Annotated in this window: 9 protein-coding genes; 7 read left to right on the forward strand and 2 right to left on the reverse strand. The window is 70.9% G+C overall.

Annotated features, from left to right (window positions below; genetic code table 11):
* The first annotated feature begins 4 nt into the window (after positions 1–4).
* From C8N24_RS08360 to C8N24_RS08375, 4 genes are read left to right on the forward strand one after another with little or no spacing between them, the layout of a single operon-like run.
* Positions 5–829: a DNA-3-methyladenine glycosylase family protein gene (locus tag C8N24_RS08360; protein WP_121249615.1), complete on the forward strand. Its 825-nt coding sequence runs from the start codon at positions 5–7 to the stop codon at positions 827–829.
* Complete coding sequence (mgrA, locus tag C8N24_RS08365; RefSeq protein ID WP_121249616.1) at positions 810–1,835, forward strand: L-glyceraldehyde 3-phosphate reductase; 1,026 nt, start codon at positions 810–812, stop codon at positions 1,833–1,835. The genes C8N24_RS08360 and mgrA overlap by 20 nt, the downstream gene beginning before the upstream one ends.
* Positions 1,832–2,239, forward strand: coding sequence for a PaaI family thioesterase (locus C8N24_RS08370; RefSeq protein WP_121249617.1), 408 nt, complete (start codon positions 1,832–1,834; stop codon positions 2,237–2,239). The genes mgrA and C8N24_RS08370 overlap by 4 nt, the downstream gene beginning before the upstream one ends.
* Positions 2,236–3,201 carry an esterase/lipase family protein gene (locus tag C8N24_RS08375; protein WP_121249618.1) on the forward strand — a complete coding sequence of 322 codons (966 nt, stop codon included), beginning with the start codon at positions 2,236–2,238 and terminating at the stop codon, positions 3,199–3,201. Before C8N24_RS08370 ends, C8N24_RS08375 begins: the two co-directional genes overlap by 4 nt.
* Before the next feature lie 88 nt (positions 3,202–3,289).
* On the opposite strand, the gene C8N24_RS08380 is transcribed toward C8N24_RS08375, so the two are convergent.
* Together C8N24_RS08380 and C8N24_RS08385 are read right to left on the reverse strand one after the other, a co-directional pair.
* On the reverse strand, positions 3,290–11,338 hold the full coding sequence (locus C8N24_RS08380) for a ThuA domain-containing protein (protein WP_121249619.1): 8,049 nt from the start codon (positions 11,336–11,338) through the stop codon (positions 3,290–3,292).
* A 105-nt stretch (positions 11,339–11,443) separates the two neighbouring features.
* Positions 11,444–12,205 (reverse strand): TetR/AcrR family transcriptional regulator, encoded by a 762-nt coding sequence (locus tag C8N24_RS08385; protein WP_121249620.1) that lies wholly within the window; start codon positions 12,203–12,205, stop codon positions 11,444–11,446.
* A 32-nt stretch (positions 12,206–12,237) separates the two neighbouring features.
* Between C8N24_RS08385 and C8N24_RS08390 the strand changes: the two genes are divergently transcribed.
* Genes C8N24_RS08390 through C8N24_RS08400 form a run of 3 tightly spaced genes read left to right on the forward strand, consistent with a single transcriptional unit; the run spans position 12,238 to position 14,815 of the window.
* Entirely contained in the window at positions 12,238–13,164 is a 927-nt protein-coding gene (locus C8N24_RS08390) for an ATP-binding cassette domain-containing protein (RefSeq protein WP_211339886.1), read from the forward strand.
* The gene (locus C8N24_RS08395; RefSeq protein ID WP_121249621.1) at positions 13,161–13,934 is read left to right on the forward strand and encodes an ABC transporter permease; all 774 of its coding nucleotides are present in this window, start codon (positions 13,161–13,163) and stop codon (positions 13,932–13,934) included. Before C8N24_RS08390 ends, C8N24_RS08395 begins: the two co-directional genes overlap by 4 nt.
* Positions 13,931–14,815, forward strand: a complete 885-nt coding sequence (locus C8N24_RS08400) for an ADP-ribosylglycohydrolase family protein (RefSeq protein WP_121249622.1) — start codon at positions 13,931–13,933, stop codon at positions 14,813–14,815. Before C8N24_RS08395 ends, C8N24_RS08400 begins: the two co-directional genes overlap by 4 nt.
* Positions 14,816–14,822: the final 7 nt, after the last annotated feature.

Here is a 14,822-nt window from a genome sequence, read left to right on the forward strand (position 1 = left end):
TCCTATGGAGGTGATCGTGAAGCCGCCGTGGCCGAGCCAGCCGCCCCGCGGGGCCGGGCTGCTCAAGCGCGACGGCAACGTCGTCCGCCGCGCGATGGTCATCGACGGCGAGCTGCTGCTGGGCGAAGCGGCGTGGGTCGGCGAGCACGTGCACCTGCGCGGAGACGAGCGGGCGGTCGAGCGGCTGCGGTTCGTGCTCGCGCTCGACGACGACCTGGAGCCGTTCCACCGCGCCCATCGGTCCGACCCGTTGCTCGGCCGGGCGCTGAAGGCCAAGCCGCGGCTCCGGGTGACGCGCACGCCCGATCCGTTCGAAGCGCTGGCCTGGGCGGTGATGTACCAGCTCATCGACACCCAGAAGGCAGGGATGATCGCCTTCGAGTTCACGCGCCGGCACGGCACGCGGCACCCGAGCGGCGTCTACGCCGCGCCGCCGCCCGAGGCGTTCACCAACCAGGCCGCGCTGCAGGAGGCCGGCCTGGGTGTCCAGCAGGCGCGGACGCTCGCCCGCGTCGCCCGCGTGGTCGTCGAGCGCGGGATGGACCGTCCCCGGATCGAAGCGGTGCAGGGCATCGGCCCGTGGACGCTCGGCCAGATGGACTGGTTCGGGTTCGGGCGCTACGACATCCCGCTCGAGGGCGACGTCGGCATCCGCAACGCGTACGCGCGCATGATCGGCGCGCGCACCGGCAGCGTCACCGAGGCGGAGTTCAAGGCGGTGCTCGACCGCTACGCGCCGTGGCAGGGCATGGCCGCCCTCTACATGACCGCGATGGGGTGGCGCGGCGGAGCACGGTATGAATCTGTGCATGCCCTTCGCCGCCGCTGAAGATCGATACGACTCGATGCCCTACCGCCGCTGTGGTCGCAGCGGCATCCAGCTCCCGCCGATCAGCCTCGGCCTGTGGAACCGCTTCGGCGACGACACGCCGCTGCAGAACCAGCGCGACATCATCCGCCGCGCGTTCGACCTCGGCATCACCCACATCGACCTCGCGAACAACTACGGCCCGCCGGCTGGTTCCGCCGAGATCAACTTCGGCCGGATCCTGCGCGAGGACCTGCGCCCTTACCGCGACGAGCTGATCATCTCCACCAAGGCCGGCTACGACATGTGGCCCGGCCCGTACGGCGAGTGGGGCTCGCGCAAGTACCTGCTGGCGTCGCTCGACCAGTCGCTCGAGCGGATGGGGCTCGACTACGTCGACATCTTCTACTCGCACCGGTACGACCCGGAGACGCCGCTGGAGGAGACGATCGGCGCGCTGGACACCGCGGTCCGCTCCGGCCGTGCCCTGTACGCCGGCATCTCGTCCTACTCGGCCGAGCGCACGGCGGAGGCGGTCGCGATCGCGAACCGGCTCGGCACGCCCCTGCTGATCCACCAGCCGTCGTACTCGCTGCTCAACCGGTGGATCGAGCCCGAGGTGCTGGAAGCGTGCGACGAGGCCGGCATGGGCGTCATCGCCTTCTCGCCGCTCGCCCAGGGCATGCTCACCGACCGCTACCTCGGCGGCATCCCGAAGGACTCGCGCGCGGCGCAGGACCACTTCCTCAAGCAGGACTTCATCTCCGAGGAGAACATGGCCGCGGTGCGGGCGCTGAACGAGATCGCGCAGCGGCGCGGGCAGGCGCTCGCGCAGATGGCGATCGCGTGGGTGCTGCGCGACCCACGGGTGACGTCCGCCCTGATCGGCGCGTCCTCGGTCAAGCAGCTCGAGACCAACGTGGCGGCGCTCGAGAACCTCGAGTTCAGCGACGAGGAGCTCGCCGAGATCGACAAGCACGCGGTCGACGCCGGCATCAACATCTGGGAGCAGTCGAGCTTCGCATGAGGCGCTCCGAGCTCCTGAAGCAGTTCCTGCCGAATTCGCCGTTCGTGGGGCTGCTCGGGGTCTCGCTCGTGGCTCTGGAAGACGAGCGGGCGGAGCTGCGGATGCCGTTCCGCCCGGAGCTGGCCACCGCCGGTGACGTCGTCCACGGTGGCGCGATCGCCTCGCTCATCGACATGACGGCGGTGTCCGCCGCGTGGGCCGACGACCACGAGCCGCAGTCGATGGAAGGCGCTACCGTGACCCTCGACGTGTCCTACGTGGCCGCAGCGCGCGGGAAGGACCTCACGGCGATCGGCGTGGTGAGCAAGCGCGGACGCAGCCTCGTGTTCGCCGACGTGCGCGTCAGCGAGCCGGACGGCCGGCTCGTGGCCACCGGCTCCGCGGTGGTGACGCTCGGCTCGTGACCGCGCTGGGCCGGCTGGCGGCGACGGAGCTCGCGGGCCTCTCGCGAGGGATCGGCGACGTCCACTTCGCGATCTCGGGCCGGGTGTTCCGCGCGCTCGGCCCGCCGGCGCTGCCGGTGCGGGTCATGCACGACGCGGTCGCGCGCGGCACGTACGCCGCGGTCTGCGGCGGCCTGTGGGCGGGCGCCCGCGCGCTGCCGCTGGACGCGCCGCCGGCCGTACTCGGCGCCCTCAACGGGCTGATCGGCGATGAGCTGCACGCCGTCGGCAGCCCGCTCGCGATCCCGATGCGCGCGGAGCGGATCGGCGAGCCGCGCGGGCGCGACGTCGCCGTCTTCGTGCACGGGTTGGGTGAGACCGAGCTCGCCTGGGGGCCTGCGCCCTACGGCGACCGGCTGCCCGGCTGGACCCCGGTCTACGTCCGCTACAACACCGGCCGCTCGATCGCGGAGAACGCGGCGGAGCTCGGCGCGCTGATCGAAGGCCTGGACTGGAAGATCGAGCGGATCGCGCTCGTCGGGCACTCGATGGGCGGGCTCGTCGCGCGCAGCGCGTGCGCCCGGGGCGGCGCGTGGACGGAGCGCGTGACCCACACCGTCTCGCTCGGCACCCCCCACGACGGCGCGCCGCTCGCGCAGCTCGTGCACGGGCTGGCCGCCGCGCTCGAGCGCGCGCCGGAGACGCGTCCGTTCGCCCGCTTCCTCGGTCGGCGCAGCGCGGGCATCCGCGACCTGCGCCGCGGCGTGCGCGACCCGCTGCTGCCCGGCGCCCGCCACGGGTTCGTCGCCGCGACCGTCACCGCCACCGACACGCACGTCGTCGGCCGGCTGCTCGGCGACACGCTCGTGCTGTCGGGCAGCGCCCGCGGCGAAGGCGACGTGCTCGACCTGGGCGGCACGCATCACCTCGCGCTGCTGCGGGCACCGGCCGTGCATCGCCAGCTGCAGGCCTGGCTCACCTAGCCCGAACGACGACGGGGCGAGCCACCTGGCCCGCCCCGCGGTCGAACCTGCGAGGGCGGCCGCGACGCGGCCGCCCCCTCCTACTCGCCTACGGCGTGGTCGCCGACAGCGTGAACACCAGGACCTTGCCGTAGCCGCCCGTCGCCAGCTCGTCGCTCGCCGCGATCGACTGCTTGAAGTCGATCTTCAGCTCGCGCCCGCTGACCGGGGTCGGGAACGACAGGAGGTTCAGGCGTGCGGTCGGCGTCGCCGGGAGCGGCGCGAACGCCGTGCTCGGGTTGGCCGTGTCCGTCGCGCGGACCTGGAGCGGCTGCGGCAGGAACGCCGAGCCGTTGACCAGGTGACCCGTGTGGTTGGTGCTCGGGTCGCGCACGGTCAGCGCCGATGCCGTGGCCGACGACGTGGCCGTGGCGTTGAGCGTCGCCGTGTAGTCCTTGGCGACGCCGGGCTGGAACACGCCCAGGTTCGCCGAGCCCTTGATGTCGAGGGCCAGCGTGCTCGGGACGAGCCCGCCGACGCCGACCTCGACCTCGTTCTCGTTGAACGGCTGGACGTTCACCGGCACGAGCGCGGTGGCCTTGCCGCCCTTGCCGTCACGGACCGTGAGCTTGGCGTACCAGACGCCGGGCTCGGTGTACGTGTGCATCGCGTCCTTGGTGGCCGCGGTGCCGCCGTCGCCGAAGTCCCACTCGTAGGTGAGCGTGTCGCCGTCCGGATCGGACGCCGTCGACGTGAAGGCCACCGGGTCGCCCGGATAGACGTCACCCGCCGGGTTGCGCTGGATGCTCACCGTCGGGTTCTGATTGCCACCCTGCTTGCCGCAGTCGGCGTCAGCCTGCACGCCGGCCGCGATCTCGAGGCCGCTCAGGAGGTGCTTGAGGAACGGCGCCTCGCTGAACGTGGCCTGGGTGTGACCCATGCCCGTGTACCACGAGCGGCCGCCCTGGTAGCGCTGGCACCACGAGATCGGATGGTCGTCATCCGTCGTGTTGCCGTCTTCCTCGCCGTAGGTGGCCTCGTCGACCGTCAGCAGCACGTGGACCTGGCCACGCGGGCTGTAGTCGTCGCCGCCGCCACCGACAACCGGGTTGACCGGCGACTGGTAGTTGTACCACTCGTCGACACGGCTCCAGGGGTTCGGGAGGCCCTGCGTCGAGTGGTGGTCCGCGTCGTCGATGCGGACCGTCGCGGTGGGCGTGCCGGCCGGGTGGTTGCGGAAGTACGCACCCACGAGACCGCCGTAGAAGCCCCACTCGTACTCGGTGTCGGCCGCGGCGTGGATGCCCACGTAGCCACCGCCACCCTTGATGTAGTTCTCGAACGCCGTCTGCTGCGTGGCGTTGAGCGGATCGCCCGTGGTCGACAGGAAGACGACCGCGTCGTAGTGAGCCAGCGTGGTCGCGTTGAACACGCCGGAGTCCTCGGAGGCGTCGACCTGGAAGTCGTTCGCCTCACCGAGCGCCTTGATCGCGGCGATGCCCGCCGGGATCGAGTCGTGGCGGAAGCCCGTGGTCTTGGAGAACACGAGCACCCGGAAGCGCGCCTCCGGGTCGTCCGCGCCGAAGACGGTGACCGTCACCGTGCGCGTCCGCGTGTCCTCACCGTCGGACACCGTCACCTTGGCCTCGTACGTGCCGGCCGTGGTGTAGGTGTACGTCGGATCCTCGGACGTGGAGTCCGCGGTGCCGTCGCCGTTGAAGTCCCAGCTGTAGGTGAGCGCGTCGTCGTCCTCGTCCGAGGCGGTGACGTCGAACTTGACCTGCAGCGGGGCGAAGCCGGACGTCGGCGTCGCGGTGGCCGACTCGATCGTCGGCGCGTTGTTCTCGTCGACCGGCGGGCAGCCCGTGCTGTCGCCGTCGACCGAGAAGTACTCGAACGTGACCGTGTCGCCCGACTGCAGCACGCCCTGCGTGTACAGGCCGAACTTCGGCGAGACCATCGCGTTCGTGACCGGGCCGGAGAAGGCGATCCACTCGCCCGCCTCGGAGGTCTTGTACTGCGCGGTGTAGCTGTTGCCGGCCTTCGTCAGGCGCAGCCAGAGCGGACCCGCGGCCTGTGCGGCCGTGATCTGCGGATCCGACGCCGTCGCGCTCACCGTGCCGTTGACCTCCGACCGCAGCTCGAGCCGGTTGACCCGGTTCACGTTGTTGTCGTCGGCGATCGCGTTGAGCTTGACGTAGTTGTTGTCGTCGCCGTAGGCGAGGATGCCGCCCTGGGAGTAGCCACCGTCCAGCGTGTTGGTGAGCTTGGTCTCCAGGACCCAGTCGGTGCCGGCGTTGGCGGCCGGCTGCAGGATCAGCGGGCCACCGCCCGTCGACGCCTGGTAGATCTCGCCCGCGGTCGTGGTGACCTTGAGCGCGCCGTTGGCGACCGCGTACTTCGTCGCGTCGTCGTGGGCGATCGCGCTCCACTTCGTCGTGTTGAGCGCGTCACCGTCGAACGGGTCGCCGGGGCCGTTGCACTGCTCGCAGCTGCTCGGGTCCGGGCCGTCGAGGGTGAAGTAGTCGAACGACACCGTGTCGCCGACGCCGTCCGCCTGCGGGCTGAACCCGAAGATGCCGAAGTCCGGCGCGACCATCGGGTTGGTCACCGGGCTGTTCGGCGCCGCGGTCCAGGCCACGCCGTCGAACGAGTACTCGCCCTTGTAGCTGGTGCCCGTCTTGGTGAGCCGCAGGTAGAACGGGCCCTCGGCCTGAGCGGCGGTGAGGGTCGCGTTCGACTGGGGCTCCTGGATCACACCGGCGATCTCCGAGCGGAGCTCGATCCGGTTGGCCCGTGCGTTGTTCGGGTCGGTGATGACGTCGAACTTGATGTAGTTGTCGCCGTCCAGGTAGGCCATCAGGCCGCCCTGGGCGTAGCCGCCGTTGAACGTGTAGGCGTCGATCTTGGTCTCGATCACCCAGTCCTCGCCGGCGTGCGACGCGTCCTGGAGGATGAAGCCGTTCGGCGGCGGGTTGGTGTCGCCGGTGTAGATGTCGCCCTGGGTCAGCGTCAGGTTGAACTTGCCGCCGGTCAGGGAGTACTCGGCCGGGTTGTCACGCACGATCGCGTTCCAACGCGTCTTGTCCAGCGACGCCCCGTCGAACTGGTCGTCGTAGCTCGGGCCGGACGGCGTGCCGCCGCCACCGCCGCCGCCACCGACCGCGTCACCCGTGAGGGTGAACGAGTCGAAGGCCGCGACCGGGTTGCCCGTGCCGTCGTTGGAGAACGCGAACAGGCCGATCTTGGCGTTCGCCGGCAGTGCCGCCGGACGCCCGGCCGCGGTCCACGTGGTCCCGTCGGTCGAGTAGTGGCCGACCACGTTCGTCCCGTCCGACGTCAGGCGCAGCCAGAAGTCGTTCGGGAAGTTCGCGGGCACGTTGGCCGTGGAGTCCGCCGCTTCGTTGCGCGCGACGGCGTTGACCTCGTTGATGAACTCGAACTTCTCGGCGCCGGCCGTCGTGTGAGCGATGCGGCCGAACTTCGTGAAGTTGTTGTCGTCGCCGTAGACCATGATCCCGGCCTGGTGGTACTGCGCGGTGCCCTTGAAGTTGACCTTCGTGGTCGCCACCCAGGCACCGGTAGGCGCGGGCCGCACGACGAGGTTCTTCGCGTCGTTGCGGGTCTGGTAGATGTCGCCCGGCTGCGCCGGGATCTGCAGGGTGCCACCGGCCACGACCGAGGACTGGTCGCCGCGGATGCGCTCCCAGGCCCCGTCGAGGGTGGTGCCCTCGAACTCGTCGACGATGCCCTCGGAGCCACCGCCACCCGTGCCGTCCGGGTCGAAGCGGATCCAGTCGAAGCGCGCCACCGGCACGCTCGGGGCCTCGGCGGACAGCGCCGCCGGACCGATCTTGGCGTCGGTGAACGTCGCCAGCGAGACCGGGCGGCCGACCGGCGTGAACGTCGTGCCGTTGTACGAGTACGCGGCCGTCAGGTTCTCACCGTCGGAGATGATCCGCACGTAGTAGTCGAGCGGGCTGTCGGCCGGGATGCCGCCGAGCTTGTCCGCCCCCTCGTTGCGCGGGTTCCCGTTGACCTCGGTGATGAACTCGAAGTCACGGGTGCCGCCCGCGGAGATCATGTGGATGGACGCCCAGTTGTCGTCGCCCGCCCACACGCGCAGACCGGCCTGGTGGTAGTTCTCGGTGAGCGCGCTCGCCGAGATCTTCGCCGTGGCCGTGTACGCGCCGTCCGGCGCCGACTGGACGACGATGTTCTTGGCCGTCGTGCCGTTGCCGTACATCGAGCCCGGGGCGATCGGCAGGTTCAGGTTGCCGCCGGAGACGCTGAGCGGGTTCGCCGCGTCAGGCCGTTCGACGGTCCACTTGCTGTCGAGCGCGGTGCCGTCGAACTCGTCCGAGCGGGCCGGGCCCGTCGGGCACTCGTCGAGCGGCCGCGTGACGCGGACCTCGACCGTGTCCGAGGAATGGCCGCCGGACGCGTCCGTCACCGTCACGGTCGCCGTGTAGTTGCCCGGCGTCGTGTACGTGTAGTTGGGCGCCTTCTGCGTGGACTTGTCAGCGTCCGTTCCCGGCACGCCGAAGTCCCACGCGTACGTCATCGCCTCGCCCTCGGCGTCGGTCGCGTCGGCGTTGAAGGCGACGTTGAGCGGCGCCACACCGCTGACCGGCTCGGCCGTGGCGTTGACCTCCGGCGGTGCCGTGACCGCCGCGCCCTTGCCGGTGAACTTGAAGTAGTTCAGGTTCATCAGCGAGCCCGTGTTCGTCGGGTGACGGAACACGATGAACAGGCGGTGCGTGCCCTGCGGGATGGTGGTGGGCAGGTTGATCGTGACGTCCTGCCACGACTGCCAGCCGCCCGTGGGCGCGATGTTCGGGGTGGCCGCGACGAGCGGGCCGTCGGGTGCGTCGTACCGCAGCTCGATGATGCCGCCCGCGCCGCCCGAGGCCACGCGGAAGGTCGCCTTCGTCAGGTCCTCGAGGTTGTACGGGTTGAACGAGATCCAGTCGCCGTCCTCGATGAACGCGGCCGCGTTGCCGCCGCCCACGTCCGTCGTGGCCTCCTGGGTCACGCCCGGGTCACCCGTGCCGCGGCCGTCGGCCGTGCGGCCGGTGGTCAGGTAGTACTCGGCCTGCTTGAGCTTGGGCTGCAGGATCGCCTCGGCCGAGCCGGTCACGCCGGCGGCCGGGCCGTTGCCCGCGTCCGTGTAGCTGGCCGTGACGACCGTGAACACGTTGGCGTTCACGCCGTGGCCCTCCACGCTCGTGACCGTGAACGTGCCCTCGCAGCCCGAGAGCGTCGACAGCTCGTGCGCGTGGGTGTCGTGGCCGAGCTTGACCTCGATCCGGATGTCCTCGCACTTGATCGTGCCGGCGCCGGTCGAGCCGCCGTCCGGGTCGGTGACGGACACCTTGTACGGGATCTTGTCCCCGAAGTCGGCGATCTTGCCGTTCTCGGGCAGCTCGATCGTGACGACCGGGCGCTGGTTGCCGACGACGACGCGGACCGTGTCCACCGCCGTGGCGCCGGACTCGTCCGTGACCGTCAGCGTGGCGTCATAGGTGCCGGCCGCCGTGTACTGGTGCGACGGGTTCGGCTGCGTCGAGGTCGGCGTGCCGTCCCCGAAGTTCCACAGGTACGTGATCGGCGTCCCGTCCGGGTCGTTGGAGCCGGCCGAGGAGAACTGCACCGTGGTGCCGACCGGGACCGCGTCGTTGTTCACCGTCGCGTTGGCGATCGGCGTGCGCGAGCCGCTGATGTAGTCGACGCGGTAGACGCCCGAGTCGGGGTTGTTCTCCGCGAAGCCCTGGCCCCACTCGACGACGTACAGCGAGCCGTCGGGGCCGAACTCCATGTCCATCGGGCTGATGTAGCCGGTGGTGCGCGCCCAGTTGGACACGCCCGTGACCAGGCCCTGGTTGTTCAGGTCGGCCGTCCGGATCCAGTCGTTGTTCCACTCGCCGATGAACCACTGGCCGTCGTAGAACCGCGGGAACTTGGTGTCGGAGTTCGAGTTCTCGTCGAAGTAGTACCGCGCGCCACCCATCGGGGCGCCACCGGTGCCGAGGTCCGGGAAGCGGGTGTCGGTCTCGGAGTAGCCCATCCACATCGACGCCGGGATGGCGGCCGGGAGGTTCGTCAGGCCCGTGTTGTTGGGCGAGTCGTTGACCGGGGCGGAGCAGCTGTAGTCGCCCTTGACCGTGCCGCCGGCGTTGGACGTGTAGGTGATGTCCTTGTACGGGACGTTCTCACGGATGCAGTAGGGCCAGCCGTAGAAGCCGGGCTGCTTGACCACGTTCCACTCGACCGAGCCCTGCGGACCGCGGTTCGGGTCCGTGGAGCCGGCGTCCGGGCCGTAGTCGCCCATCAGGATCCAGCCGGTCTTCTTGTCGTAGTTGATCCGGAACGGGTTCCGGAAGCCCATCGCGTAGATCTCGGGCAGGGTCTTGTCCGTGCCCACGGGGAACATGTTCCCGGGCGGGATCGTGTAGGTCGTCCCGACGCCCGGCGCACCGGTCGCGTTCGGGATCGGCCGGATGCGCAGGATCTTGCCGTTCGGGTCGTTGGTGTTGGCCGACGTGCGCTGCGCGTCCCAGATCTGGCGGCCCGGGCGCTCGTCGGTCGGGTTGAAGCCGTGCGCGAACGGGTTGGTGTTGTCGCCCGTGGAGATGTACAGGTCGCCGTTGGCGCCCCACTCGAGCGAGCCGCCCGTGTGGCAGCACTCCTGGCGCTGGTGCTGCCAGGTGTAGATGATCTGCTCCTGCCCGAGCGTGGTGCCGGTCAGCTTGAAGCGCGAGACGCGGTTCTGGTTGCTGGAGTCCGGCAGTGCCGAGTAGGCGAGGTAGATGTAGCCGCTCGTGTCGAAGTCCTGCGCGAGCTGGATGCCGAGCAGGCCGTTCTCGTGGCTGAGCGTGACCGGGATCGTGCCGACCGTGGTCGTGACCTGGGTGGTCGGGTTCCACATCTGGACACGGCCGTCGAGCTCGATGTAGAACGCTCGCCCGTCATTGGCGATGTCGATCTCCATCGGGGCGTTCGTGTCGTTGTTGATGGTGATCTTCTCGAAGTCCGCGGCCGTCGGCGGGGTCTGGCGCGGCTTGCCGCAGTCGCCCGCCACGCCGGCCGCGGTGCGCAGGCCGCCGAGGAGGTGCTTGCGGAAATCGGCGTCCGCGAACGAGGCCTGGGTGTGGCCCATCGCCGTGTACCACGAGATGCCACCGTCGAAGTTCGAGCACCACGCGACCGGGTGGTCGTCGTCGATCGTGTTGCCGTCCTGCTCGTCGTAGGTCGACTCGTCGACCGTCGCGAGGACCTTCACCTGGCGGGCGCGCGGGCTGTAGTCGGCGACCGTCGTGTTGCCGTTGACCGCGGGGGTCACCGGATGCTGGAAGTTGTACCACTCGTCCGTCCGCGTCCAGCGGGTCGGGAGGCCGGTCGTGGAGGGCTCGTCGCCGTCCTCGATGTCGACCGCCGCCGTGGGCGTCCCGGGCGGGTGGTTGCGGAAGTAGCCGCCGACCAGCTCGCCGAACCACGGCCAGCTGTACTCGGTGTCGGACGCGGCGTGGACGCCGGCGAAGCCGCCGCCGCCCTTGATGTAGCCCTCGAACGCGGTCTGCTGCGCGTCGTTGAGGATCTCGCCGGTCGTCGACATGAAGACGACGACGTCGTACTGGGCGAGGTTCGCGGCGGTGAACGCGGCGGCGTCCTCGGTCGCGTCGACCGTGAAGCCGTTGGCCTGGCCGAGCGCCTGGATGGCCGCGATGCCCTGCGGGATCGAGTCGTGGCGGAAGCCACCGGTCTTCGAGAAGACGAGGACCTTGCTGAGCGTCGCGGCCGGCGCGGCCTCGACGATGACCTTGCCGGACATGCCGGTGTGCAGGTCGCACAAGAAGTCGTAGGTGCCCGGCGTCGTGAACGTCCGGGAGATCGCGGGTCCGTTGACCTCGCGCGTTTCGTTGATCGGCTCCGCCCAGTTGGTGCCCTGGGACTTCAGGTTGTGCGTCACCAGCGCCTGGTCGAACTCCCAGCGGACGGTGTCGCCCACCTTGATCGTCCGGGTGGCGGGGCTCCACACCTGGCCGGCCGTGTCGACGGCATCGATGACGACCGTCTCAGCTGCCCGGACTGGTGAAGCTGACATCGCCCACGCGATGGCAGCGACGACCGCGAGCAGCGCGTACCGCATCCTGCGCATTAACGGCTCTCCTCCGTTGAACTCCACTCTCCTGAGCCAGGACTTATTTCAAATGCGCAGGAATAAGTCCAGCGGCTTCGGTAAAAGTTGGGGGCACATCCGAACTCAAGCGTCGGAAGCCCTTGCTTGTATGAGGAATTCGATCCCGTCGAGCACGGTTGTCAGTCCGAACGCGAACGCGTGCTCGGGCGCGAAAGCGGCGTTGTGCGCCTCACCTGCAGCCGTTCCGACGCGGGACGCGATCGGGTAGCGATCAGGCTCGATCACGCGCTCCAGCACCGGCGCCCGAGCGCTCCACCACTCCTCGTCGGTGAGCCCGCTGCGCTGCTCGGCCTGCGCCGCTTCGAGCGCTCGCCGGGCCGAGGACTCGACGTGGCCGTTGACCAGGCCGAGCGCGGAGTCCATCTCGACGTCGGTGAGGCCGACGCCCTCCAGGGCGGAGAGCTCGTGCTCGTAGCGGGCGATCGTGTTCGGGCCGAGCACGGGGCGTACCGGGGTGACGTCGAGCAGCCACGGGTGCCGGTGGTAGCGGTCCCAGTTCTCGCGGGCGATCCGCTCGAGCTTGGCGCGCCAGCCTGCGTCGGGTAGGGGGGCGGGCGGCTCGATCGCGGCGTCGACCATCAGGTCCAGCAGCTCTGGCTTGCCCGGGACGTAGGTGTACAGCGACATCGTTCCGACGCCCAGCCGCTCGGCGACCTTGCGCATCGAGAGCGCGGGCAGCCCGTCGGCGGCGGCGAGCGCGATCGCCGCCGCGACGATCTCGTCGAGGTCGAGGCGCTGCTTGGGCCCGCGCTTGGGCCGGCTCTGCACCCGCCACAGCAGCTCGAGGCTGCGCACGGGATCACCGCTGCCGCTGAATTCGGTCACGTCGAAACTCCGTATGGTGTACGGTACTCCGTATGGCGTACGGAGAGAAGATGGCCGTCGAGGCGGACGGACTGCGCAAGCGCTACGGGCCGACGGTCGCGCTGGACGGGCTCGACCTGGCCGTCGCGACGGGGACGGTGTGCGGGCTGCTGGGGCCGAACGGCGCGGGCAAGACGACGACGGTGCGCGTGCTGGCGACGCTCGCGCGGGCCGACGCCGGCCGCGCGGTCGTCGCGGGCGTGGACGTGGCGCGCGATCCGGCGGGCGTGCGGCGGCGGATCGGGCTCGTCGGCCAGCACGCGGCCGTCGACGAGGCGTTGAGCGGCCGGCAGAACCTCGTCCTGTTCGCGCGGCTCCTGCACCTCGGGGTGTCGCGCGCGCGAGCGCGCGCGGACGAGCTCCTGGAGCGCTTCGGGCTGACGGAGGCGGCGGATCGCGCCGTCAGCGGCTACTCGGGCGGGATGCGACGGCGTCTGGACCTGGCGGCCGGGTTGCTGGTCGCGCCCGCGGTGCTCTTCCTCGACGAGCCGACCACGGGCCTGGACCCGCGCTCGCGGCTCGACGTGTGGGAGGCGGTGCGGGCGCTGGCCGCGGAGGGGATGACCGTGCTGCTCACCACCCAGCGCCTGGAGGAGGCCGACCGCCTGGCCGACCGGATCGCCGTGGTCGACGGCGGGCGCGTGGTGGCGGAGGGCACGCCGACCGAGCTCAAGGACGCGCTCGCGGGCGACCGGATCGAAGTGGTGGTGCGCGCGGCGGACGACTTGGGCGTGGCGGCCGCGCTGCTCGAGCGGGTCGCGGTGGGCGCGGTGGACGTGGACGCCGACGCGCTGCGGGTGAGCGCGCCCGTACGCGACCGGATGGGCGCGCTGGCGGCGGTGGTCTCCGAGCTCGACGCCGAGGACGTGTCGCTGCGGCGGCCGACGCTCGACGAGGTCTTCCTGGAGCTGACGCGATGAGCGTGCGCTGGGCGCTCGCCGACACCTGGACGCTGACGCTGCGCGCGCTCGCGCACTGGGCGCGGCAGCCGTTCGTGGCGCTCGCCGGCTTCCTCTTCCCCGTGCTGGTGCTGGTCATGTTCGCCTACCTGCTCCGCGGCGGCTACGGCGACGACTACCCGGAGCTGCTCGTGCCGGGGATGCTCGCGCTGACGACCGTGTTCGGCCTGGAGACGACGATGACGGCGATCGTGACGGACGCCAACCGCGGCATCACCGACCGCCTGCGCTCGCTGCCGATGGCGGGCTCGGCGGTGGTCTCCGGACGAGCGCTCGCGGACCTGCTGCATGCGGTCGCGGGGCTGCTGGTGCTGATGGCGGTCGGGTGGGCGATCGGGTGGCGGATCCACGGCGGCGTCGCCGACGCGCTGGCCGCGGTCGGCCTGCTCGTGCTCCTGCGCTTCGCGCTGATCTGGATGGGCGTGTACCTCGGGCTCGCCGCCGGGAAGCCGGAGGCGGTCACCGCCGTGCAGATCCTCGTCTGGCCGCTCGGGTTCCTCTCGATCGCGTTCACCGACCCGGCGTCGATGCCGGGCTGGCTGGCCACCGTGGCGGAGTGGAACCCGCTCTCGTCGACGGTCGCCGCGACACGCGAGCTGTTCGGCAACCCGGGGTGGGAGAGCCAGTCCTGGATCGCCGAGCACGCGGTGCTGATGGCGGTCGTGTGGCCGCTCGTGCTGACGGCGATCTGCTTCCCGCTCGCGGTGGCCAGGTACCGTTCCGCCGCGTGAACCGGTCTCGTGGCTGTCTGCTCGGGCTGGCGGTGGGCGACGCCGTCGGCACCACCGTCGAGTTCTCGCCGCCGGGGAGCTTCCCGCCGGTGACCGACATGGTCGGCGGCGGGCCGTTCAGGCTGCCCGCCGGCGCCTGGACGGACGACACGTCGATGGCCCTGTGCCTCGCCGAGAGCCTCGTCGAGTGCCGCGGCTTCGACCCGGTGGACCAGCTGCGGCGGTACACCCGCTGGTGGCGCGAGGGCTACTGGTCCTCGACCGGCGAGTGCTTCGACATCGGCAACGCGACCGCCGCCGCGCTCGCGCGCTTCGAGGCCACGGGCGAGCCGTACCCGGGCGACGCGGCGCCCGAAGCCGGCGGCAACGGGCCGCTGATGAAGCTCGCGCCGGTCGCGCTCGCGTACGCCGGTGACGTCGACGCGGCCGTGCGCTTCGCGGGCGAGAGCGCGCGCACGACGCACGGCGCGCCGGCGGCGATCGACGCCACCCGCTGGTTCGCCCGGCTGCTGGTCGAGGCGCTCGACGGCTCCGGCGACGTGCTGCGGCGCCGCACGGTCGACGCGCATCCGGAGGTGGCAACGGTGCTCGCCGGCTCGTTCCTGGACCGCACGCCGCCGGCCATCCGCGGCGGCGGCTACGCGGTCCACGCGCTCGAGGCGGCGCTGTGGGCGGTCGCCTCCACCGACTCGTTCGAGGCGGCGATCCTCGCCGCGGTCAACCTCGGCGACGACGCGGACACCACCGCGGCGATCGCCGGCCAGCTGGCGGGCGCGCTCTACGGCCTCGAGGGCATCCCGCCCCACTGGCGCGACCGGGTGCACCGGCGCGACGAGATCCTGGCCTTCGCGGACAAGTTAAACGTCCTGGACGTTTATTGACCGGACA

It is taken from the genome of Solirubrobacter pauli (assembly GCF_003633755.1).
Taxonomy (GTDB): domain Bacteria; phylum Actinomycetota; class Thermoleophilia; order Solirubrobacterales; family Solirubrobacteraceae; genus Solirubrobacter; species Solirubrobacter pauli.